This is a genomic window from Streptococcus sp. 1453 (assembly GCF_013276955.1).
In the GTDB taxonomy this organism is placed as follows: Bacteria; Bacillota; Bacilli; order Lactobacillales; family Streptococcaceae; genus Streptococcus.
In genome coordinates, this window is sequence record NZ_VMLZ01000006.1 from 1 (window position 1) to 25,653 (window position 25,653).

Here is a 25,653-nt window from a genome sequence, read left to right on the forward strand (position 1 = left end):
AGAAACCAGCAAAGACGAGGTTCGCAAGCCGTGGTTGGAGTTTTTTGGTAATAAGCCCTTTACTCAACAACCCGAGCGAGCCATCAGCCAAGCAGACCAACTGCTAGATTACAAGAGCTGGTCCGAGGAGGACAGGAAGATGTTTAGTGAACAACGCAGGCGTGAAGAACAAGCCTTACTCGCTCAGGACTATGCCTTGGAACAAGCGGAGGAAAAGGGCTTAGAGCGTGGTCTTGAACGTGGACGTGCAGAGGGGATTGAACAGGGACTGGAGCGTGGAAAACTTTTTGCCTTCCTAGATATGGTTCGTCAAGGTCTTCTGACTTCCGAGGTTGCTAGTCAGCAGTTGGGTATGTCAGTATCTGAGTTTGAGGCGCTATTGAAGGCCCACCATAAATAAGACCTAAAAAATACAGAGAAACCAGCAAAGACGAGGTTCGTAAACCATGGTTGGAGTTTTTCGGGAACAAACCCTTTACCCAGCACCCCGAGCGAGCCATCAGCCAGGCAGACCAACTGCTGGATTAAAAATTCGGAAATATCGTGTAGAAAATAGTAACAGATTTTATCTCTTTGTGGGATGAAATCTGTTTTTTTGTATGATGGGCAGGTCCTACATCTGAGTGGCAAGTTCTTCGTAGGTATCCGCTATCGGTTAATTCATAGCATATATGAATGAAATAAGAACTGAACAAATCAGTCAGGAAAGTCAAAGTAATTTCTATCAATGTTTTAGAAGTACTAGTGAACTATTCCAAATTCAATATCCTATAAACAAAAATCAAAAAGCAAGCCAGGAGACTTATGTAGGATAGCTCAAAATACTAATCTTAGATTGAATAATCAATGGATTTAGAACAAATATAATGAGCTGAAGCTGGGATAGTACAAGGGGCTTTTAAAATATTGTTAGAAATTATTTTAAAATCCCCTTATCAATTTGTTCATATTTTATTTCAATCTATTATATTTCCAAGCTTGATTATCATGAGGTAAGGGCTGAAAGTGGTCTAGGGATAGGAGTGATTTTGGAGATGAGAATCGTCAAAGGAAGGAATAAGGAGATTGTGGCTCTAGGAATAGGAGATAGTGAGATGAAATAAAAGCTAACAATTCAATTTCTAACCAGCTAACCATTTAATCTTGCTGCAAATAGGTATCGAATAAGTCCCGTAAGTCTTAGACATTTTTTAGAAACTGATGATAAGCTCTTCCAATCCAAAAATAGGGAGGGTTTTTCAAACTAAAATCCGAATCCATACTTGGTTTCTAAATTAGATTTAATATATTCACACTACTAAAAACCATCCAATTATAACTATTATTATACTAAAATTTTCATAAATAAAGATATAGAAAAGTTATTAGTTTATAGGAAATAAATCAAAAAAGTGTATACCTATAATCAATATAATAAACATATGCTAAAAAATTCTCTAAAAATCAAGATTTTTGGATGATTAGATGGTAAATTCGGGGGGGGGGGGGTATGGTATAATTATTACTAGACTGTACACTGGGTGCAGTGGGTTAAATAGTTCTATCAATACTATTTAATATCATGTGAGTTTGAAGATGATAAGGCTATTTTTGTTTTCAAAACAACTTACAAAAAAGGAGAAAGATTTCATGGACATTGGAAAATATAACAAAGAAAAGGTTTTCCGATATTCGATTCGAAAATACCACTTTGGTGCTGCCAGTGTCGCGGTTGCGGCCTTGATGTTCTTTGCCAACGGGGCAGTAGCAGCGCATGAACCCATCACTCCAGCTACGACAAATGAAGTAGCTACGATGGGTTCTGATGGAAAGGCAGACGGTGATTTAGGAAGCTCGGATGAGGGAGACTCGGACAAGGTTTTAACTGACCAGCCAGCTGAACTTAAAGCAGCTGATGAGGTGAAAACGCAGGAAGCGCCAGCTGAGGAAACCAATCAAGGGCAAGCAGGAGCTGAGTCTAACTCTGCTCAGTCTGAGACAAATCCAGCTAACCAAGAACCTTCTCAAGCAGGAGAAGTAAAAGAGCAAGAAGAGCCGACCGTCGCTGATACGACAGCAGCCAAATCGACTCAAGGGAATCTGCAAGCTTTGTTGGCAAACTTAACCCTAGACTCTATGAAAGCTCTTCACGACGAAGTGGAAGCGGGTCTAGCAGCAGCTAATGCAGTTTTGAGCGACCCTAAAGCGACACAAGCACAGGTTGACGAGCAAACAAGAGCTATGGAAGCCCTAATCAGCCGTGTCAATCAAGCCTTGACACCTAGCCTAGAAACTCCAACAATCTTGGAAAAGGCAGGTTTGGCATCTACAGGTCTGACACCTACTGGACTCGCTACTCCAGACGGAGCTGCGGCTACGCAAGCAAGCGGAGGGAAGAGTCGTAGAAGAGTTTTGAGCGAGCCTACATCAGATGAAAATCAAGGTACGCCATCTGCTGGAGGAAACACAACAGCTGCTGGGACAAACTCTCAAATGACTCCGCAGGCACTCCCAACCTATACAAATACAGAAGGTAAAAATGGCGTTTATGACCTAAAAGATGAGCTAGAGTTTATCACTGATCAACTCCGAGCTAACGGAGCATCGGCAGATAAAATCCAAGCAGCCAAGGCAGCCGTTGATAAGTTCAATGAAGCCTTCTCTAAAGGTGACACTATTAGTCAAGAAGACTTTAGTGCTGCCTTAGCAGACCTGAAAAAATCACGTGAACTGATCGAAGGAGTCCTCTCTGAAAAAGAGGCTAATGGAGCGGTTGTTTCAAGTCCCCTTGAACCACGAGCTTTGAATGGTGGTTCATCTGACTATGAAGCTATTCCAACTGAGGATGAATCAGCAAGAGCTGACAATGTAACCATCCAACCGCGCACCAACGCTACAGGATGGTCAGGTTTCCGCTCGATGCCGGCAGGAGCACAAACACGTACGAGACGTGCGCCTGGACAGGATAGAGCGATAGCTACAAGAAGTGGTATAGAATCAGCGGACTACGATACAAAAACAGGTTACTTATTTGAGAGTGGTCAGAATGGTTCTCCCTACCCTAAGTATTCTTATGTATTCTATTCAAAAGGTGGAGTAGGGAATACTTATTATGAAGGTGGAAAGATTAGCGAAGCTTACCAAGGGTTTCACATCAATGTTCGACCAACAAAAACAGGTTTATACTGGCAGATAACGGTTAATGAGAACCATAAAACGCTGGGAGTCAATAAGGTTTACTTTACCCTTCCACAAGGTCAAGTTCTAAAGAGCGGATCTGTATCTGTTCAAACGTTTAATAAAAATGGTGGAACATTACTAGAAAGACCAACAGTAGCATCAGGAGAAGATGAGCTGAAGAACGCTTTGTCAAATGCTTTTAGAAATCTTCCTCAGGATTCGCCTTTTAGAGGTGCGGAACTTAAAGATGTAGAAAAAGGAACAAAAGATAAAACAAACGCAAGGATATCAAACATAGGAACAACTCAAGCTCAACGTTTTAAAGTCGGAACTTTAGAAGATATTGCTAGAGAACAAACTTACGGAGCTGGTTATCTAAACAGAGGTTTCTATAATAGACGAGATATTGAACCAAGTAATTTACAAAAATATTCAGATGCTAAATTTAACACCATTCAGAATGATGTTCGTGATGTGTATACTTTCTCGTTAAATAGTGGTGATGACCATTCTTATAAAATCACTTTTGAGACAAGTGGTTCAAACGATTTAGGTAAATTAACTTACGCTGGTGGTCTTAAGCGTGTAGAAAATGCTACTCGTCAATTAATCAACCAATGGTATGCAAGAACACCTGAAGAAAGAGACGACACGGATAAGTTCAAGTTTAAAATAAGCGGGAATGGATATTTTAAAGTTAATCAGAATACTGCGTATGTTAATTTCGCAACTTCTTATCCAGATGGTACACAAGTAAAAGCAGAAGGAGCGAATAAAGCTCTAAACTATCCAAGGTACATTGATGATCCACTTAATACCGGTACAAAAGGGGTTTTAACGTACTCTGGAGATCTTACCGTTAATGGTGCTTTCAATATTGACTTCACTTCATACGGGGAGTACAGTGATGAAAATGATCAACCAATTGAGAAACAAAAAGGGAAACAAGAAGCCAATCAGAGAAATCAGAGTTTTAGAGTAACTGATGAAGATACTAATAAGGTATATGATTTAACAACGGATGCTGGTAAGAAGCAAATGACTATGGACATTATTTCGAAACCTGGTGTTCATAATTTCCGTTATGTACGTAGATTCCCAACTGATAATTCTTCTGATGATGGGAAATTGAGCTTTGTAACAAAACCTAAGACACCAACGCTTGAAGCATTGACTAATAAAGCTGAGATTACGACAAGTGTTACCGCTAGCGGTGGTACTCAAGGTTATAACATGGTTCTCTACCGTAAGTTGGATAATGGAAACCTTGAAAAAGTTAAAATGCTCGAAAATGGCGTAGAGAAGGACGCTATAGTGAAAGCAAATGCTAAAGGTCAAGCTACCTTTACAGGTGTAGAATTAGCCCAAGGTAAGTATGTTGTTAAAACGGTTATAGATCAGGATTGGATTGATTATGACGGTAGCAAACAACAAACTGTTGAGTCAGATAATAGTACAGAGATGACTGCTACCGTTGGTCAAAAGTTTGCTACTAAACCTGTTATTACTCAGGATGTGACAGACTTATCTCTGGCAGTTAAGATTGGTCAAGATAATGCTACTAAGGCTGTAGTTCGTTATACTGATACGAATAGTAAAGAGCAAAATGTTACATTTATCAAAGGGACTGATGGAAACTGGAGCAAAGAAACAGCGACAGCAAACTCAGGGATTAGTATTCAGTCAAGTAGTAATGGAACCGCAGTGGTTACATTACCGAATGGAACAGCAAAACCAGCCTCTACTGTCTATGCTAAACAAAAGGTTGAGAATAAAGCCTATAGTGAGGAAGCATCAAAAGAGGTTTCTCAATTACGTATTGGATTAGCTAACGCGTTTGGAACAGATATTAAAGAAGGGATAAAATTTAAGACTCTGATACCTGATTTTAGAACTACTGGTAATACTCTTAAGTTCTTAGCTAAAGGAAATACAAAAATTAAAGCAATAGAGGTTACTGGAGGAGAAAACTTAGGTATTAGCTGGGTTAAAAATGGACTTGGCACAACAACTGCCTACATTGCTGCTAATAATCCAAGTGGATTTTCTAGGGATAAAGGAGGAGTGCATTCCCTGACAGTGAAGGTTACTCCAGATACAGGAAAACCAGAAACATTTGAGACTAGTGTAATTATTCCACCTAAGGCAGGTACTTTTGAAACAACTAACGAGCAACTAAAAGAAAAAGCAAGTGAAAAACCAACGATTAAAGTGAAAGACTTGAATACAAATCTTGGTTTTGGAAATATTACTTCTCCTGAACTTGAGTGGAAGGCCTATCTTGTAAAAGGTGGTAGAGATGCTGACCCTGATTATCAAAACTATTACTTTAAATCAGCTACTGATTATACAGTTTTAGCTTCATCAAGTATTACTGCTGATGGTAAGGCAACCTTTGATGCTGCAAGTTATAGACAGACGAATGTAGGAACAGATCCGTTAAAAGTCGTCACAGCTTTAGTTCACAAAGGTACTGATACAGTCTTTGATGGAGTTGTATCGCCTCTAAGCACAAGTACAGTTCAGGCAACTTCTCAGAAACAACCTTTCGCAACGAAACCAGTTCTAGCAACAACTACTAATGGAGATATTACGGCTAAAATTGGAGAAAACAGTGCAACAATAGCTGTTTTGAGCTATGAGGTTGCAAGGGGAACCAACTCTGTTATTTTTCAAAAGCAAAATGGAACTTGGATTAAGAATGATTTTGGTGCGGCACCGACAGTTACAGTGACAACTGCTACAGATGGTACAGCGATGGTTACAGTTCCATTTGGTACCGCGCGTTCAGGAACACAACTTAGTGCACAACAAAGAAGTAATGATACAGATCCAAGTGAGGCAGCTAAAATTACTGTTCCAACAGATACGACAGTACCTGAAGTTAAAATTGGGACAGGAGATAATGCTCAAACATTGCCTCAATCAAGAACTGACTCAAATACTAGGGATGCTGTATATGAAGTGGTTCAAGGTCAGGCATTCAGACCAGAACTGAAAGCTTGGGATAATTTTGAGAAGCTAACGAAATTTAGAATAGATAATTTGCGTCCTGGCATAACAGCTACTAATGCAAATGATGCCTTCAATACGACGACTAAGTACAGTCAACAAGCACCATTTAGTCCAACATTCACAGGGAATATACCTGAGAATACAGCACCAGGTGTCTATACATCTACTATAACAGTTAGCGATGGAACAACGGGTGATAAGAACTATTACTTTAAGTATAAGGTTCTTCCAACCGCTCCAACAGTGACACCTACTACTCAGACAGGTAACCAAGTGTTATCAAATGATAGAACTCTAAAGGGAACGGCTACAGCTGGTGCTAAAATCAAAGTAACAGTTGCAGGTCAGACAGTGGCTGAAAATATCCAAGTAGGAAGTGACGGACATTGGACAGTAAACCTTAGAGAAGGGTTAAATAGTAACCATGCTAACCATGCTAACCAGACTCAACTAGTTGCTAAAGACCCTGTAGCTGTTACTCAGACGGTTAATGGCGTAGAAAGTCCTAGCACAAATGTTACTGTTGCGGTAGGTTCGACAACTATTGAACCATCAGAAACAGGTGGAACTAGCTTGTACGCAGGAGCTAAAGAAGTAGTCGTAAAAACACCTCATGATGCAGGTATGTTCTACTTGAGATATACAGATAAAGATACTGGAGCTACAAAAGACTTAGGATTCAAACGCACTAGTATTGATGGGCCGTGGACTTCAGTAGATTCGACACAAGCAGTAGTAAAAGGTACTCCAACGAAAGATGGTTTCACAGAAACAGTGACAATCGCAATGAAGAAACCTATCAAAGTGGGAACAGCCAGCACGAAGACCAATATCTCAGAAGGAAACTATGGTACACCAGCAGATTGGCAAGCTATTTCTGTGACAAATGAGGCACCGACACTAGCTGGACCTCAAGGAAATACAACAACAATCGAAAAAGGTGGACAGTTAAACTTAGATACGCTAGTCACAGCTCACGATAAAGAAGACGATCAAAATGCAACACTAGGGAATGGTGTGACAAAAGAGATTGTTTCGGTAAATGGAGTTGCTGCGACAAAAACTGTCGATGTTAATAGACCAGGTTCTTATGTTGTGAAATACAAAGCAACAGATAGCCAAGGAGTATCATCGTCTGAATTAGATGTAACGGTTAAAGTTAAGCCAACAGCACCGACAGTAACTGCAGGGGATAACGGTGACGTAACAGTAAGACCAGCAATGCAGGATAATGTGAATACAGTAAGTTTCACCTATACAAATGCTAATACGACAAGTCCTACGAATAAGACGGTAACAGCCAATAAGACAAATAATAGCTGGTCACTGACAGGTGCTCCGACAGATGGTGTAACAATCGATGCCACTACAGGTGTAGTTACGATTAAAGACCGAGAAATCAAAGACAATTCACAAGTAACAGCCAAATCAGTCACGACTGATAATGTAGAAAGTACTACTGTAACAGCCAACTCAAAAGTTGGAGATCGTATAGCACCTACCTTTACTTTTAGCGATAAGTATACAGAAGTCGTGAATGGGGAACGTGTTGTTTATGTGACACCAACAGAAGACTTGGCGGATGGTTCAATTACATTAGGAACTGTAGAAGATAATTCTGGTAAGCTGAGTGAAGTAGTATTATTCCAGGGTGATTCTCAAAGCACTAATATGCAATATGAGTTGCAATATAATATAAAATCTAAAACTAATAATGGTGATTTTGCTGCTCCATATGATATTCAGATTACAGGTAAACTACCAAAATTAAATCCAGACACAAGGCGTGCATGGGACCCTAATCTTAATAATGGTAACATAGTGACTCGTTACGTTTCAGCAACAGATGCTGCTGGTAATCAACTGAAGAGTATCAGAAACGTTGCTACTGAACCGACTCGTGTTGTAATTAGACTTCTAACTCAAAAAGATAAATATACTCCTCAAATCTCAACACAGATTTTGAATAAAGATATTACTGCAAGCAATGCGACTGTGACTGCAGACGAGTTTAACAAAATCAAGGAACAGATAGACTTCTCGGCTAAAAAAGGTGACGTGAAAGTAAATCGTAATAGCACTGATTTAACTATTGAGCGTAAAGACAATGGTGCGATTAAACGTAAGGCGGATACGGATACTTATTATGTTGAGGCAACTGTGACTTATCCAGATGGAACAAGGGAAGATTTTGAAATTCCATTAGACCAAGGAGATAAAGTAGCTCCGAAGGTGAAAGTAAATGGTGTCGAATTAAAAGACAATGTGACCGAAAACCCTACTTTTGTAGTATTCCGTGGTGCTACATTTAATCCAACCTTTGAAGTTAACGATAACTCTGGAACAACAACTTATCTAAAAGCATCGGACCTTCCAACAGGGCGTGAATTCGTTAAAGACGAAAGTATGTCTAATGGAACAAATGCGCAACTCAATAGTGATAATACAGTTCCAAGTACTGCAGTTTTAGGTGAACATGAGGCAAAGGTTTTAGTTAAAGATGCTTCAAATAACCAAAAAGAATACAAATTCAAGTATATTGTTGCTGATGTTGAATTAAAAACTTCTGAAAAAACAGTAGAATTCAACTCAACATTAGGAGATGCACACGAGTTTGTTAAAGCGGTTGTTGCTTCAAATTCGGATGGAGATGATAAATACTATCCAAGATCAATGACATTCAAATGGTCTAAGGACAGCTCGGATGTAGCAAATGATACTCAACTTACGACTCCTGGAACTGTAACCTATAAAGCAGTGGCTGATTTTTATAATCAAGGTGGAAAATACACTAAAGATATTGCTGGAATAGGCAATGGAGTAACTATCTACGCACCGGATAAGATAGAAAAACCAGTTACATTTAAAGTCAAACCAACAGCGCCAACAGTAAGACCACAAGATAATGGCACTGTGCTTATTACACATGACAACCAGCCGAATGTAAATCGTATTAGTGTAACATACACAACTCAAGGAGATAATCCAAGGGAAGTGACATACACAGCGACGAAGAATGGTGATTCTTGGTCATTTGGTTCGGGTGCCCCTCTGACAGTAAATCCAACAACAGGAGAGATTAAACTTAAAGACGGTTATGTGAAAGAAGGTTCAACGGTAAAAGTTAAAGCTCTTACTACACCAACAACAGGAAATGTAGAAAGTACTGAAACTACTGAAACTGTAAGAAATAGAGACCACCAGTTCCCTACAGTAACATTCCAAAACGTAGAAACAGATGCTGATGGAAATCGCGTAGTGTATATCACACCAACAGAAGAAGCTAATTTACCAATAGCAACGTTTAATGACAATTCAGGGAAATTAGTAGCAGCTAATTTTGTTGGATATGATGGAAGTCCTACTAATTTAAGCAGTGTAAATCTTGAATTTTCTAATAGATTTGCTAAAGATAGCGCTGAAACACAACATGATGCACCAATTACATTAAATGTTACAGGTAAGTTATCGAAAACAAATCCTGCTGATAGAAATAACTTGTGGACAGATGGAGGAACGATTGGAACTATTTATGCTGATGCAGAAGATGTAGCAGGAAATAGGTTGCATGAGTCTCCAGGAGCTAAAGACAATACTAAAAACAGTCCAACACGTGTAATACTTAAAGCAAGAACACAAGCAACTAAATACATACCTACTATCACTACTCAGCCGTTGGAGAAATATATTACTAGCACGACGACAGTGACTGGGGATGAGTTTAACGCTATGAAGGAAAATTTGACCTTCACTTCGACAAAAGGTAATGTAAATGTAACTAATAAAACATCAGACTTAACAGTTGCTATGAAAGACGGTGGTTTAATTAAGTCTAAAGAGGATGGTAGTCATTATGTCGGAGCAACTGTGACTTATCCAGATGGAACAAGGGAAGACTTTGAAATCCCGGTTAAGAGTATAAAACCAGCTGTACCAACTGTAACTCCTGAAACTAACGGAGATGTTACAGCAACTCCAGTAGACGAACCAAATGTCGATAAACTAGAAGTAACTTATACTCCAGCAGATATAAATCAATTGCAAGATAATGGAGATGTGACGAAAACTCCTCAAGCAGAGACAAAAGTTGTTGCTACTAAGGATGCTAATAATCAATGGAGCATTACAGAAGGTGCGAAAGATGGTATTAGCATAGATCCGAACACTGGTAAAATTACATTGAAGGACCAAGTCGTTAAGGGTCAATCAAATGTTGTAGCTAAGGTTGTTGCTCAAAATGTTTTAAGTGACAGCGCTAGTCAAACAGCTGCTAATGGAGATACTACGTTACCAGTTATCGGTGCTTCTTCGAAACTTGTCGAAGCTGGAAAAGAAGTCAATATTCCTCTTGAGCTATCAGACGATGGAGTAGGTATTGATGAAAGTAATATCAAAGTTACAAACTTACCAGAAGGTTTGAGTTACGATGCAGTAAGCAACTCTATCAAAGGAACGTTGAAAGATGTTTCTAAGAGCGATATAAAAGTAGCTGTTTTAGATAAGAATGGTAATAAAGCTGAGAAAACTATTTCTCTAGTCGCTGTGAAGCCAAAAACAGTTTATGCAATCAGTGGCGGAACTATTGAAAATGTTGATGATGCAGCTAACTTCGTAGAAGTACCACAAGGTGTTACGTTAACTTCTGCAACATGGAAAGATGATTCTAAGCCGACAACAGAAGAAGTAGGACGAACAACTAGAACGATAACAGCAAATCTAGATGGTTATGATAACCTTGAATTGACTACCCCAGTATTCGTTTATCCAGCTGTTACTCTTCGTAAAGTGAATAACCAAGAAGTGACAACATATCATGAGGTTGTTGGTCAACCATTGACATCAGCAGTGTGGTGGACTGGAGGTAGAACGCAACCAGCTAAGCCTGATTTCTATGTAACCTTTGAAGGTGATAAACCAGCAGGAACGACTATTGAATTTGAAGGTGGAATGCCTACAAATACAACAGCGGGACTAATCACTAAAAAAATCATTGTAACTTATCCAAATGGGGCTGGGAAATTTGAAAGAGAACTTACTTTCAGAACTTATGGTTACGAGGCGAACTATCCAACAGGAAAAGACTATTTTGAAACAGAAGTAGGAAAACCATTTACAAATGTTGGTGCTGGCTCTTATGTCAAACCAAGTAGTAATTTAACTACGCCATCAAGAACGTACATAGGATGGGGGGATGGTTTTGGTTCTTCTCCAGTACAACGCGCGCAAACAACTATAGGAGTACGAGAAGAACAGGTCAATGTTCACTATGGAACTAAGGTTGAAAGTGAGCGTGGTGACGAAACACATCGTTATACAGATCAAAACATCAAAGTAACGTTAGCGGTTAAACCAAAAGCACCAACACTTCAAGGTCAAGCAGGAACTAAACCAGCTGTTACGGTATCAAACTTACCAGAAACTTCTCAGTTAGCGACAGGATCAACTGTAAAAGTCCAACTTAAAGACGCTCAAGGCACTGTTGTCGCAGAAAAAGAAATTACAGCTGGAACAACAACAGTAACATTCGTGGCAGCTGACTACAAGAAAGACTTAGCATTAGGAGAGCAACTAAACGCTAATGTCCTTGTCGCTGGAACATACAAGAAAACAATTAGAAAAAATACAACAGAAGACACTGCTTATGAAGTATCTTCTGCTAAGAGTGATTCGGTAACTGTTAAAACGTATGCTGACTTTTACAGAGATCAAGTCACTTATCCAACGAATGCTGAAAAAGTGACTTATGGTAATAGTGATATCGCTAATGGTAACTTTACAGATGCAGCCAAAGAGCGCTTTGCAGCTAAAATTCAAGAAGTTAATGCAAATAATAGTAACTTACCTGCAAATGTAACTTATACTAAGGGAACTACGGATGATAAGGCGAAAGTAGCTACGATTAACTTCCCAGAAGATGGTTCTACTATTGACATTTCTCATACGCAAGTAGCCAAACCAGAAGTTCCGACCTTTAATGCAACTGTAGGAAGTGGCGAAGACGCCAAACTAAGTGATGTGGATCGTACGATTTCTGGTACAGCGCTTGAAAGTGATACGAAGGTTGTATTGACCTTACAAACTGGTAAAACTGTTGAAATTGATGCTAATAACGGAAAAGACCCAGCTAATCTTAAAGCAGGCGAAGGTGCACTGAAAAATGGTGTCTGGACATATAAACTAGAGAATAATATGTACTTACGTCAAACAGACCAAACAGCTGAAATTGGCTCGTCAGACCAACCTGTTAAAGTAAAACAGACTGTCTTTACTGCGGAAAGTGATGAAAGCACGATTTATGTAGCCAAAGAGCGTAATTTCGCAGGGAAAACCATTACAGCAGCTCAGGGAAGTCAAACTCTGACTGACTTGAAAGCAGATGCTCGAAAAGGTATTAAATATACTGAAAAAGATGTCGAAAAAGCCTTCCCAGGTGACTTTACAGCTACATGGAAAGAACAACCTGACGTTGAAACAGTTGGAACGAGAACATATAAGGTTCAATTAACTGAAACTTCTGCAACTGGCACAAATAAAGTCGGCGAATACGATGTAACGATTACAGTGACGAATCCAGCACCAGCAGAGTTGACTTATGAGAATAAACAAAATGGTGAAACTCGTATTAAGTTACCAGATGATGCGGATAAGGTTGCCTTTACGATTCCAGGTGACAACCAACTAAATACTGTGACTGTCACACATTCAGAACGGGATGGATGGACAGTACCAGCTAACTCTGTATTTACAAAAGATGGCGACTACCTGGTTGTTAACTCGAAAGATGTTGGAGGAAACCGTAATATTACAGCTGTTGCCACTAAAGGTGATGGAAATCTTAAGAGTACAGAAACACCAACGTCAATTGCGGTGCCAACTCATGAAGTTGGAACGACTAAAATTAGCAAGGTAGTTGGTGGAGACACCCCTACAAATGAAGAATTGTTGAATGCTGTAACGGTTGATCATAAAGCGTCAGCAACCTTAAAAGATGGTACGACTTATCCAACTGCTCTTGGAACTCATACTATCGAAGTGGTAGTGACTTATGCAGATAACACTACAGAAATTGTCGAAGTTCCGTATGAAGTGAAATCTGCTGATAAGAGCCAACTACAAACAAGTAAGGACGCTCTTGAAACATCAATCGGAGATGTACCAGCAACAGCAGGTAAGACAGAAGCAAGTAAGAAAGCTTACGAAGACGCTAAGGCAGACGCAGAAACAGCGCTAGCGAAAGCAAAAGAAGTGCTCGCAGATACGAGTGCGACAGAAGCGCAAGTGAAAGATGCGAAAGATAAAGCAGACGCAGCTAAGCAAAAACTTGACACTGCGAAAGCAGGATTAGCGGATGTCGATAAGAGCCAACTACAAACAAGTAAGGACGCTCTTGAAACATCAATCGGAGATGTACCAGCAACAGCAGGTAAGACAGAAGCAAGTAAGAAAGCTTACGAAGACGCTAAGGCAGACGCAGAAACAGCGCTAGCGAAAGCAAAAGAAGTGCTCGCAGATACGAGTGCGACAGAAGCGCAAGTGAAAGATGCGAAAGATAAAGCAGACGCAGCTAAGCAAAAACTTGACACTGCGAAAGCAGGATTAGTAGATAAACCAACTTCTGTACCAAGTAATGATGGTAACACCAACAACGGTGCTAATACCGACAATAGCAGTAACAGCAATACTAGTGGCGACACTAATAACAGTGCTGACACGAACAACGGCGGTACTACCACCCCTGCTCCTAATAATAGCAACAGTGTGATACCAGATAACAGTGCCAATACTCCAGCTCCTGGTGTGACGACCGATGATAGTAGTAACACCACCCCTGTTACTCCGTCATCTACTGTTGGACAGGCTCAAGCAAGCACTCCAGCTCAAGAAACACCAGTTTCTACAAACACTCCAAACAATTCAGGCGATACAGCAACTCCTAGCGAGACTCGTCCTGTTGACAAGTCTGAACTTGCTCGATTGGTTGAAGAGCTGGAAACTCGTTTGAAAGACTTGGATGGTATTGATCAATCTGTCATCGACGCTGCGAAGGTCATTCTCGGTGAGGGTCAAGAAGCCCTTAGAAATGCTGACTTGACAGAGGCAGGCTTGAAAGAGATGACTGCCAAGGTCAAAGAAGCACTCGAATCCTTGAAAGGCAAGCAAGCGACTAAGGATGAAGAAGAAAGGAAAGAAACAAGCAAAGAGCAAGGTCATCTTCCATATGGTACCATGATTGGCAGTCTGCTCGCCCTTCTTGGTCTCCTTCTCTTCCTTATCGCGCGTCATAAGAAAGAGTCAGAACTCAAGAAATTGACCAAGGAATTGACTAAGGTTCTGCAAGAAAGCGACCTTACAAATGTAGATGCGAAAGTCCTTGACCAAGCACGAGAAGCTCTCGCTCAAGCAGTTGCCTTCCTAGCCAATGAGAAAGAGTCTGACCACACAGAAGATGAGTTGATTGAGAAACTCAAAGCTATTCTTGCTCAGTTAAGATAAGCGACATGTGAAATATCGCAGGCGACCATAGAAGTTACTACATTGCTGGATAATGACGATAGGAAAAGTTAGTCGCAAACCTGTAGTGGGAAGTTGCCAGCTTCTAGCGGGGAAGTGGTTCTGGGAACAGGACACCATCTTTTGGATGGGAATGCTTCCTCCTCTAGTATCAGTAGAAATCTTTGATGGTAGAGTAAGATAAAGAAGAAACACGAGACAAGTAAGATAGTTCATGAAATGGAACTGAAAATTGCTGGTGTGGACTCTTGAAGGGAGTAATGGATAGAAAGAAGTTGAAAAGCGTCTTTCTATCCATCTTTCTTTAGGAGTATATGTAAGCGCTTTAAAAATAGAAAGGGTAATGGAATGGGGAAACATGAAAGTAGAAAAAACAAACCTATTTTATTAGTAGGGAATGGAATCAATAGATTATTTGCAAACGAGCCAGAAGATGATGATTCCTTTAATGTAGAAAAGTTTAGAGGTGAAAAAGAAGCTGAGAAATGCTCACTACATGCTGAGATAAGCGAGTCTTTGCGTTTTCCAATGAGGATTTTAGTACTCTATAAGGGGAAAGAAGAGACTGTCGCAGAAGAACTAACTGATTTTTTGAAGGATAAGATGACGATTTCAAAAAGAAAGAAAGAGTTTCTTGAGGACTTATTAACGTTAGAAGTAGAGAATATTTTGACGACGAATTACAGCTTTGAATTTGAAAAAACAATCTGTACTAATCCATCTATTGGAAAAATCTTAAATCTATATGGATATGGGAAGGAGGGTGAAATCAGTAAAAAGGAAAAGGAGCTAGGAATTTACCAGTATATAAAATTAGGTGATCGAAAAAAACTATGGCATATACATGGAATAGCAACGAGAAAAAAGTCTATTATACTAGGACAATACTATTATGGCTATTTGCTTTCGCAGGTGATAGGATATACGTCTGAATTATTAAGGAGATGGAATTCTAAAAATGATTTTTATCATCATTCATGGATTGATTGTTTTGTAAGCAATGATGTTCATATCCTTGGTTTTGCTTTAGATTTAGCTGAAATCGATTTGTGGTGGCTACTCGCATACAAGAAGAAACATTTTGAATTTACAAAGGTGTATTTTTACTCTAAAGGTGGAGATTTAGATGATAATGTGAGAATACTCTTGTGTACATATGGCGTTATTATAAAAGAAATAAATACGGCTGACTATCATGATTTTTATAATCAAGCTATTACTGAAATAAGAAATGGGATAAAAATGGATAGAGATGTTACATAAGAAATTGTAAGAGGTCTGTTCCCTCTTGATAAAATGACTCTCATTTGACTTTTTGCACCAAAAATAGCATCATATTCGGTGCAAAGGAGGCGTGATAGATGAACGATAAGCAGGAAATAGTAAACAGGATAGAAAATTTTGAATCGAATCAAGTTTTTATAGCAAATGATTTCTTTGATATTGCAGGATATGAAACTGTTCGTAGTACATTAAATCGTCTTGTAAAAGACAAAAAGGTTACTCGCATTTTGAAAGGTATTTATTATAAACCAAAATATATAGAACTGATTGGAGAGTATGCAATGGCCTCTGTGGATGAAGTTGCTGATGCTATTGCTAGAAAATATAATTGGACCATTGCTCCATCGGGAAACACAGCCCTTAATTTACTTGGTTTATCTACGCAGGTACCAGCAAAATGGACCTATATATCAGATGGAAGATATGCCAGTTTTAATGTTGGTAAGGCAAGGATAGAATTTAAGCATAGAAATAATGGAGATATTTCAAATATGTCAACCTTAACTGCAATGGTGATACAATCTGTCAAGGCAATGGGGAAAGAGAACATTACTTCTCAGCAGATTGACTACTTACGGAAAAAATTATCTGAAGAAGAAAAGTCAACATTACTAGCTGAAGGTAAAACTACAAGTGTCTGGGTATATAGTATTATCAAGAAAATATCAGAGGTATAGGGATGTTTGAGGATAAATCGACTGGGAAAAATAAATCAATTTCTCAGAATGTTTTTAGAAGTCGCGATGTCTATTCTAGCTTCAATCCACTAGAAATTCCATAGATAGAAAACTACATAATCTCTACAGATAGGGCTGATGGAGTTGATGTGAGATGCTTTGGCTTGCTGGAGGAATTCTGGATTGCCAAACTGTATCATTGAAATTATTGCTCAAATTTGTTATGATATAAATATGAATAAAAGTAGACTGGGACGTGGCAGACACGGGAAAAAGAGACATGTATTATTGGCTTTGATTGGTATTTTAGCAATTTCTATTTGCTTATTAGGCGGATTTATTGCTTTTAAAATGTATCAGCAAAAAAGTTTTGAGCAAAAGATTGAATCGCTCAAAAAAGAGAAAGACGATCAATTAAGTGAGGGAAATCAGAAGGAGCATTTTCGTAAGGGTCAAACCGAAGTGATTGCCTATTATCCTCTCCAAGGGGAGCAAGTGATTTCCTCTGTTAGGGAGCTGATAAATCAAGATGTTAAGGACAAGCTAGAAAGTAAGGACAATCTTGTTTTCTACTATACAGAGCAAGAAGAGTCAGGTTTAAAGGGAGTCGTCAATCGTAATGTAACCAAACAAATCTATGATTTAGTTGCTTTTAAGGTTGAAGAGACTGAAAAGACCAGTCTAGGAAAGGTTCACTTAACAGAAGATGGGCAACCTTTTACACTTGACCAACTCTTTTCAGATGCTAGTAAGGCTAAGGAACAGCTGATAAAAGAATTGACCTCCGTCCTAGAGGATAAGAAAATAGAGCAAGACCAGAGTGAGCAGATTGTAAAAAGCTTCTCTGACCAAGACTTGTCTGCATGGAATTTTGATTACAAGGATAGTCAGATTATCCTTTATCCAAGTCCTGCGGTTGAAAATTTAGAAGAGATAGCCTTGCCAGTATCTGCTTTCTTTGATGTTATCCAATCTTCGTACTTACTTGAAAAAGACGCAGCCTTGTACCAGTCTTACTTTGATAAGAAACATCAAAAAGTTGTCGCTCTAACCTTTGATGATGGTCCAAATCCAGCAACGACCCCGCAGGCATTGGAGACTCTAGCTAAATATGGTGTTAAAGCCACTTTCTTTGTGCTTGGGAAAAATGTTTCTGGGAATGAGGACTTGGTGAAGAGGATAAAATCTGAAGGTCATGTTGTTGGAAACCATAGTTGGAGCCATCCGATTCTCTCGCAACTTTCTCTTGATGAAGCTAAAAAGCAGATTACTGATACTGAGGATGTGCTAACTAAAGTGCTGGGTTCTAGTTCCAAACTCATGCGCCCGCCTTATGGAGCTATTACAGATGATATTCGCAATAGCTTGGATTTGAGCTTTATCATGTGGGATGTGGATAGTCTGGACTGGAAGAGTAAAAATGAAGCATCTATTTTGACAGAAATTCAGCATCAAGTAGCTAATGGCTCTATCGTTTTGATGCATGATATTCACAGTCCGACAGTCAATGCCTTGCCAAGGGTCATTGAGTATTTGAAAAATCAAGGTTATACCTTTGTGACCATACCAGAGATGCTCAATACTCGCCTAAAACCTCATGAACTGTATTATAGTCGTGATGAATAAGCAAGAAAAAATAGGTCTGTCAGATATGTGATAGACTTATTTTTTACAAAAGATAGTACTAATTAAAAAATGTTTTATGCTATAATTGATGAATAATACTCAATGAAAATCAAAGAGCAAACTAGGAAACTAGCCGCAGGTTGCTCAAAACAGTGTTTTGAGGTTGTGGATAGAACTGACGAAGTCAGTAACAATACCTACGGCAAGGTGACGTTGACGTGGTTTGAAGAGATTTTCGAAGAGTATAAAATAGAAGGAGAAGCATATGAATACCTATCAATTAAATAATGGAGTAGAAATTCCAGTATTGGGATTTGGAACTTTTAAGGCTAAGGATGGAGAAGAAGCCTATCGTGCAGTGTTAGAAGCCTTGAAGGCTGGTTATCGTCATATTGATACGGCGGCGATTTATCAGAATGAAGAAAGTGTTGGTCGTGCAATCAAAGATAGCGGAGTTCCACGAGAGGAATTGTTCGTAACTACCAAGCTTTGGAATAGTCAGCAAACCTATGAGCAAGCTCGTCAGGCTTTTGAAGAGTCTTTAGAGAAGCTGGGCTTGGACTATTTGGATTTGTATTTGATTCATTGGCCGAACCCAAAACCGCTTAGAGAAAATGACGCATGGAAAACTCGAAATGCGGAAGTTTGGAGAGCGATGGAAGACCTCTATCAAGAAGAGAAAATCCGTGCTATTGGGGTTAGTAATTTTCTTCCCCATCATTTGGATGCCTTGTTTGAAACAGCAACTATCGTTCCAGCAGTCAATCAAGTTCGTTTGGCTCCAGGTGTGTATCAAGAGGAAGTCGTAGATTACTGTCGAGAAAAAGGAATTTTATTGGAAGCTTGGGGGCCTTTTGGTCAGGGAGAACTATTTGATAGTAAGGAAGTCCAAGAAATCGCAGCAAATCATGGAAAGTCTGTTGCTCAGATAGCCTTGTCATGGAGCTTGGCAGAAGGATTTTTACCGCTTCCAAAATCTGTCACAGCCTCTCGTATTCAGGCTAATCTTGATTGTTTCGGAATTGAACTGAGTCACGAGGAGCGTGAAACCTTAAAAATGATTGCTGTTCAGTCTGGTGCTCCACGAGTTGATGATATGGATTTCTAGAAAATCATAAAAAGAATTGTACATTATTCTAATTTTTGATATAATAGTCAGCAGGAAAGAAAGTCTTATGGCGTTCTTCAAGCGAGCTTGGGATAGTGGGAGCCAAGTAGGGCAAAATAAAGAACTGGCGCTTTCTGTAGTATTTTCAAAAACAATGAAGTAATAAATTAGGGTGGAACCGCGTTTCTGACGCCCCTAGGTTAAATTAACCTAGGATTGTCGGATGCGGTTTTTTGCTTATTCAGTCTATTGTGTGAAAGAAAGGAGAGACGTGGAAAACCTTTATCTTGTAAAAGACGATAGTCAACTAGCTGCATTTCGTGATTTTGTAGTAAGAAATACTGAAAAGTTGAAAGATTATCAATCTTTTTTAAAGAATGAACTTGCAGTCTGTGATTTACCGCAAGCCGTTATTTGGTCAAGTTTTAGTGCTGCTACACAGATTATTAGGGAAAGTACTGTTCCAGCCTATACAAATAATAGACGAATAGTTATGACGCCTGATTTAGCTGTTTGGAAAGAGTTGTATTTGTATCAGTTGCTGAACTACGAGTGTTCTCAGCAAACTCAAGCAATAGAAAGTCACTATCATTCTTTATCTGAAAATTTCCTCTTACAGATTGTAGGACATGAGTTAGCTCATTGGTCGGAGCATTTTTTAGATGATTTTGATGGTTACGACTCTTATATCTGGTTCGAAGAGGGAATGGTTGAATATATTAGTCGCAAGTATTTCTTGACAGAAGAGGAATTTCAAGCGGAAAAAATTTGTAATCAGTCTCTTGTAGAACTTTTTCAGAAGAAATATGGTTGGCATTCATTGAATGATTTTGGTTCTTCGACTTATGATAAGAACTATGCAAGTATTTTTTACGAATACTGGCGTAGTTTTTTGACAATAGATAAGTTGGTAGAAAATCTAGGTAGTGTACAAGCGGTCTTCGATTCTTATCATTTATGGGCAAATACAGATAAAAATCTTCCCTTGTTAAATTGGTTTGTTCAGCAGAAATTAATTGAAAAAGAAATATAAAAACTAAAGGAGTAAACAATGTCTAAGAAATTAACATTTCACTGCGTCAGTGGCAGAGATCTCCTTACAGTCGGACTGCCCCACGCTCAGCACTAGGATGCTGAGCTAGACGCAGTACTAACTCGTCTTGCCTCGTATAATCGACGAGGCAGACTCGTGTCGCAAGAAATCATTTTTTATTAAGGAGTATTCAATGTCTAAAAAATTAACATTTTACTGCGTCAGTGGCAGAGACCTCCTTACAGTCGGGCTGCCCCACGCTCAGCACTAGAGTGCCTGAGCTAGACGCAGTACTAACTCGTCTTGCCTCGCATGATCGACGAGGCAGACTCGTGTCGCAAGTAATTTATATAAAAAGGAGTAAATAATGTCTAAAAAATTGACTTTCCAGGAAATCATCCTTACTTTGCAACAATTTTGGAATGACCAAGGTTGTATGCTTATGCAGGCTTATGATAATGAAAAAGGTGCAGGAACAATGAGTCCTTACACTTTCCTTCGTGCTATCGGACCTGAGCCATGGAATGCAGCTTATGTAGAGCCATCACGTCGTCCTGCAGACGGTCGTTACGGGGAAAACCCTAACCGTCTTTACCAACACCACCAATTCCAAGTGGTTATGAAGCCTTCTCCATCAAACATCCAAGAACTTTACCTTGAGTCTTTGGAAAAATTGGGAATCAATCCTTTGGAACACGATATTCGTTTCGTTGAGGACAACTGGGAAAACCCATCAACTGGTTCAGCTGGTCTTGGTTGGGAAGTTTGGCTTGATGGGATGGAAATTACTCAATTCACTTATTTCCAACAAGTTGGTGGATTGGCAACTGGCCCTGTGACTGCGGAAGTTACCTATGGTTTGGAGCGTTTGGCTTCTTACATTCAAGAAGTAGATTCTGTCTATGATATTGAGTGGGCTGATGGTGTAAAATACGGAGAAATCTTTATCCAGCCTGAGTACGAGCATTCAAAATATTCATTTGAAATTTCGGATCAAGAAATGTTGCTTGAAAACTTTGATAAGTTTGAAAAAGAAGCTGGTCGCGCCTTGGAAGAAGGTTTGGTTCACCCTGCCTATGACTATGTTCTCAAATGTTCACATACCTTTAACCTACTTGATGCACGTGGTGCCGTATCTGTAACTGAGCGTGCAGGCTATATCGCTCGTATCCGTAACTTGGCCCGTGTTGTAGCCAAAACCTTTGTCGCAGAACGCAAACGCCTAGGTTACCCACTTTTAGATGAAGCAACACGAGCTAAACTCCTAGCAGAAGACGCAGAATAGTGAGTAATACTGTACTCTAAAATCGTTAGAGGCAAGTCGAAGACTTGCTAGAGGGATATGCACCGCCGTACTGTTATGTGGGGATTTTTGAAACTTTAGGTTCAAAAATCAGTCAGCTAAATCCACTTTGATGAGACTGTTGGAAATCTTGATCAATTTAGCATTGGATTTCCATACAGACTCACAGAGTTAGTTAGCGACGTCCCCAGTACCTAAGGTGCATATCAAAAAAGATTGAAGAAAATGTAAAGGAAAAAACATGACAAAAAACTTATTAGTAGAACTCGGTCTTGAAGAATTACCAGCCTATGTTGTCACACCAAGTGAAAAACAACTAGGCGAAAAAATGGCAGCCTTCCTCAAGGAAAATCGTCTGTCTTTTGAAGCCATTCAAACCTTCTCAACACCACGTCGTTTGGCTGTTCGTGTGACTGGTCTTGCAGACAAACAGTCTGATTTGACAGAAGATTTCAAGGGTCCAGCAAAGAAAATTGCCTTGGATAGTGATGGGAACTTCACCAAAGCAGCTCAAGGATTTGTCCGTGGGAAAGGCTTGACTGTTGAAGATATCGAATTCCGTGAAATCAAGGGTGAAGAATATGTCTATGTTACCAAGGAAGAAATTGGTCAAGCAGTTGAAGCCATTGTTCCTGGTGTTGTAGATGTCTTGAAGTCCTTGACTTTCCCTGTCAGCATGCACTGGGCTAACAACACCTTTGAATACATCCGCCCTGTTCACACTTTAACTGTTCTTTTAGATGAAGAAGAGTTTGATTTGGATTTCCTTGATATTAAGGGAGGGCGTGTGAGCCGTGGCCATCGTTTCTTGGGACAAGAAACCAAGATTCAGTCAGCATTGAGCTACGAAGAAGACCTTCGTAAGCAGTTTGTAATCGCGGATCCTCGTGAACGTGAGCAAATGATTGTTGACCAAATCAAAGCAATCGAAACTGAGAATGGTGTACATATCGAAATTGATGCGGACTTGCTTAATGAAGTCTTGAACTTGGTTGAATACCCAACTGCCTTTATGGGAAGTTTTGATGCCAAATACCTTGAAGTTCCAGAAGAAGTTTTGGTGACTTCGATGAAGGAACACCAACGGTACTTTGTTGTCCGTGATCAAGATGGTAACCTCTTGCCAAACTTCATTTCTGTTCGTAACGGAAACGCAGAGCATTTGGAAAATGTCATCAAAGGAAATGAAAAAGTCTTGGTCGCTCGTTTGGAAGACGGAGAATTCTTCTGGCGTGAAGACCAAAAATTAGTTATTTCAGATCTTGTTGAAAAATTAAACAATGTGACTTTCCATGAGAAAATTGGTTCCCTTCGTGAACACATGATTCGTACGGGTCAGATTGCTATTCTCTTGGCAGAAAAAGCAGGCTTGTCAGTGGATGAAACAGTTGACCTAGCCCGTGTAGCAGCCATTTACAAGTTTGACTTGTTGACTGGGATGGTTGGTGAATTTGACGAGCTCCAAGGAATTATGGGTGAGAAATATGCCCTTCTTGCTGGTGAAACTCCAGCGGTGGCAGCTGCTATTCGTGAACACTACATGCCTACTTCAGCTGAAGGAGAACTTCCAGAGAGCAAGGTCGGCGCAGTGCTTGCCATTGCAGACAAATTGGATACGATTTTGAGTTTCTTCTCAGTAGGCTTGATTCCATCAGGTTCTAATGACCCGTATGCCCTTCGTCGTGCGACCCAAGGTGTGGTTCGTATCTTGGATGCCTTTGGTTGGCACATTGCTATGGATGAGCTGATTGATAGCCTTTATGCTTTGAAATTCGACAGCTTGGCTTATGAAAATAAAGCAGAAGTTATGAACTTTATCAAGGCTCGTGTTGATAAGATGATGGGTTCTACTCCAAAAGACATCAAGGAAGCAGTTCTTGCAGGATCAAACTTTGTTGTGGCGGATATGTTGGAAGCAGCAAGTGCTCTCGCAGAAGCAAGCAAGGAAGAAGACTTCAAACCATCCGTTGAATCACTCTCTCGTGCCTTTAACTTGACTGAGAAGGCAGAAGGAGTTGCTACAGTTGATTCAGCACTCTTTGAAAATGACCAAGAAAAAGCTTTGGCAGAAGCAGTAGAAACACTCGTTTTGTCAGGGACTGCCAGTCAGCAATTGAAACAACTCTTTGCGCTTAGCCCAGTCATTGATGCATTCTTTGAAAATACCATGGTTATGGCTGAAAATGAAGCAGTCCGTCAAAATCGTTTGGCAATCTTGTCGCAATTAACCAAGAAAGCAGCTAAACTTGCACGTTTTAACCAAATCAATACCAAATAAAATCTGTTAAACGGATTAAATCTTATCATAAAGGAGAGAAACATGGATCCTAAAAAAATTGATCGTATCAACGAGCTTGCTAAAAAGAAAAAAGCAGAAGGCTTGACACCAGAAGAAAAAGTAGAACAAGCCAAACTACGTGAGGAGTACATCGAAGGGTATCGTCGCACTGTTCGTCATCACATTGAAGGGATCAAAATTGTGGACGAAGAAGGGAACGATGTTACACCAGAAAAACTACGCCAAGTTCAACGTGAAAAAGGCTTACATGGTCGTAGTCTTGATGATCCAAATTCATAATAAGTATTCTTTCTTTTAACAAAGATAGATGAAATAATAACCAAAAGACTAGCAGACACAAACTGCTAGTCTTTTGTCACTTAAAAAGGAACCAAAATGGTTCCTAAAACGGCTCTATCATTAGTAACTTGCACCGGCTGTAGCGTCTGCGCCACCACCGTGACCTCCAGCATCACCTGCATCAGAAGCTCCAGATGTGGCATCTGCGTCACCGTGGCCTCCGGCAGGAGCTGCAGCATTTCCACCAACTAGACGTTGACCAGTTGTATTGAGGTACCAGTCAAGCCATGGTTGGAAATTAAAGATAATCTCATTGATTCCAGCATATGAACCGTCTGGATAGTACATTGCTTGGTAATTGTGGGTATTGATAACGCCTTCTGGTGTTCCTGGCACAATTGTACGGACATATTCTTGGTCCCCATTACGCAATACGCCGACAACCCATTCAACGTTTTTCATTCTAGAGTCTGGCAATGAACCGTGTACAGTTCCTAAACGGTTTCCTGATTGAGCACGTACACGTTTACCAAACATTGTATTTGGATCTTGGTGGGCGTTATTAAAGTACAAGAATTGGTTATTATCATCTGCAAATGTCAATTCAAATGGCATTGCTTTCAAGAACATATCAATTTGGTTAACTGTCAAGATACCGTGGTCTAATTTAACGTAAGTATCTCCAGAAACAGCTCCAACAAGCTCAGCTGCTTTTTCTACCCATTCAGGATCATCAGGGTCAACTCCTTGAATGGTAGTTGCGATTGGATTTGTACAATATAAATCTTCTGGTGCGATTGGTTTTGGTTTTTTCAATTTTGAAACGACTCCCACATATTTTACAAAGTTGTCTAAACATGTTTCAAGGAAATTAATAGTTCCTTCATTTGTGATATTGCCCTCTGCGTCAAATGCTTCTTTGGCTTTACCAAGAAGGAATTCGTTACCTGGAAGCGTATAGGCATTGACACCTGGAGCGTCAAGAATCTTACGAAGGTGAACTTGGGCACGAGAAGTACCTTGGTCGTAGTAAGAAGCACCCACAATCATGACTGGTTTGTTTTCAAATGGATGAACTTCATATGAAAGCCATTCAAGAACAGATTTAAGAGAAGCTGAGATTGTGTGGTTGTGCTCAGGAGTAGCAATAATGACACCATCAGCACGCGTAATTCTGTTATACAAGAGACGCAATTGGAAGCTTTCATCCCATTTTTCGTCTTGGTTAAACATTGGAACTTCGTCAATTTCAAGAACTTCTAATTCAAATTTGAGTTTGAAGTGACGACGGATGAATTCCAAGAGTTTACGGTTATATGATTGATCGTAGTTTGATCCTACAAGTCCAACAAATTTCAT

The 25,653-nt window shown here is 39.7% G+C and carries 11 protein-coding genes and 1 pseudogene; 11 read left to right on the forward strand and 1 reads right to left on the reverse strand.

What is annotated here, in order from left to right; genetic code table 11:
- From HW098_RS05550 to HW098_RS05615, 11 genes and pseudogenes are all read left to right on the forward strand, one after another.
- Nucleotides 1-400, forward strand: a pseudogene (locus tag HW098_RS05550) (hypothetical protein); the annotation flags it as partial.
- A gap of 1,229 nt (nt 401-1,629) precedes the next feature.
- Nucleotides 1,630-14,667, forward strand: a complete 13,038-nt coding sequence (locus HW098_RS10515; protein ID WP_240149461.1) for a YSIRK-type signal peptide-containing protein — start codon at nt 1,630-1,632, stop codon at nt 14,665-14,667.
- Between the two features lie 366 nt (nt 14,668-15,033).
- Entirely contained in the window at nt 15,034-15,948 is a 915-nt protein-coding gene (locus HW098_RS10520; protein ID WP_240149462.1) for a hypothetical protein, read from the forward strand.
- A gap of 98 nt (nt 15,949-16,046) precedes the next feature.
- Nucleotides 16,047-16,646, forward strand: coding sequence for a DUF6088 family protein (locus HW098_RS05580; protein ID WP_176139511.1), 600 nt, complete (start codon nt 16,047-16,049; stop codon nt 16,644-16,646).
- Nucleotides 16,647-16,880: 234 nt separating this feature from the next.
- The gene (gene pgdA / locus HW098_RS05585; protein ID WP_176139512.1) at nt 16,881-18,272 is read left to right on the forward strand and encodes a peptidoglycan-N-acetylglucosamine deacetylase PgdA; all 1,392 of its coding nucleotides are present in this window, start codon (nt 16,881-16,883) and stop codon (nt 18,270-18,272) included.
- 102 nt (nt 18,273-18,374) lie between these two features.
- Nucleotides 18,375-18,560, forward strand: coding sequence for a hypothetical protein (locus tag HW098_RS10525; RefSeq protein ID WP_240149463.1), 186 nt, complete (start codon nt 18,375-18,377; stop codon nt 18,558-18,560).
- The gene (locus tag HW098_RS05595) at nt 18,538-19,380 is read left to right on the forward strand and encodes an aldo/keto reductase (protein WP_176139513.1); all 843 of its coding nucleotides are present in this window, start codon (nt 18,538-18,540) and stop codon (nt 19,378-19,380) included. The genes HW098_RS10525 and HW098_RS05595 overlap by 23 nt, the downstream gene beginning before the upstream one ends.
- 271 nt (nt 19,381-19,651) lie before the next feature.
- Entirely contained in the window at nt 19,652-20,413 is a 762-nt protein-coding gene (locus HW098_RS05600) for an elongation factor Tu (protein WP_176139514.1), read from the forward strand.
- 367 nt (nt 20,414-20,780) lie between these two features.
- Nucleotides 20,781-21,698, forward strand: coding sequence for a glycine--tRNA ligase subunit alpha (gene glyQ / locus HW098_RS05605; protein WP_000038733.1), 918 nt, complete (start codon nt 20,781-20,783; stop codon nt 21,696-21,698).
- A 259-nt stretch (nt 21,699-21,957) separates the two neighbouring features.
- A complete protein-coding gene (glyS, locus tag HW098_RS05610) occupies nt 21,958-23,994 on the forward strand; it encodes a glycine--tRNA ligase subunit beta (protein WP_176139515.1) in 2,037 nt (678 codons plus the stop codon).
- Between the two features lie 42 nt (nt 23,995-24,036).
- On the forward strand, nt 24,037-24,294 hold the full coding sequence (locus HW098_RS05615; RefSeq protein ID WP_049522002.1) for a DUF896 family protein: 258 nt from the start codon (nt 24,037-24,039) through the stop codon (nt 24,292-24,294).
- Between the two features lie 120 nt (nt 24,295-24,414).
- Here the strand turns inward: HW098_RS05615 and HW098_RS05620 are convergent, their stop codons facing one another.
- Nucleotides 24,415-25,653 (reverse strand): NAD(P)H-dependent oxidoreductase, encoded by a 1,239-nt coding sequence (locus HW098_RS05620; protein WP_176139516.1) that lies wholly within the window; start codon nt 25,651-25,653, stop codon nt 24,415-24,417.

Excerpts from the sequence above, each read along its gene's own strand:
- HW098_RS05595 (WP_176139513.1), top strand. The coding sequence starts at position 18,538 with ATGAATACCTATCAATTAAATAATGGAGTAGAAATTCCAGTATTGGGA.
- HW098_RS05620 (WP_176139516.1), bottom strand. The coding sequence starts at position 25,653 with ATGAAATTTGTTGGACTTGTAGGATCAAACTACGATCAATCATATAAC.
- glyQ (WP_000038733.1), top strand. The coding sequence starts at position 20,781 with ATGTCTAAAAAATTGACTTTCCAGGAAATCATCCTTACTTTGCAACAA.
- HW098_RS10525 (WP_240149463.1), top strand. The coding sequence starts at position 18,375 with ATGAAAATCAAAGAGCAAACTAGGAAACTAGCCGCAGGTTGCTCAAAA.
- HW098_RS05580 (WP_176139511.1), top strand. The coding sequence starts at position 16,047 with ATGAACGATAAGCAGGAAATAGTAAACAGGATAGAAAATTTTGAATCG.
- glyS (WP_176139515.1), top strand. The coding sequence starts at position 21,958 with ATGACAAAAAACTTATTAGTAGAACTCGGTCTTGAAGAATTACCAGCC.
- pgdA (WP_176139512.1), top strand. The coding sequence starts at position 16,881 with ATGAATAAAAGTAGACTGGGACGTGGCAGACACGGGAAAAAGAGACAT.
- HW098_RS10520 (WP_240149462.1), top strand. The coding sequence starts at position 15,034 with ATGGGGAAACATGAAAGTAGAAAAAACAAACCTATTTTATTAGTAGGG.
- HW098_RS10515 (WP_240149461.1), top strand. The coding sequence starts at position 1,630 with ATGGACATTGGAAAATATAACAAAGAAAAGGTTTTCCGATATTCGATT.
- HW098_RS05615 (WP_049522002.1), top strand. The coding sequence starts at position 24,037 with ATGGATCCTAAAAAAATTGATCGTATCAACGAGCTTGCTAAAAAGAAA.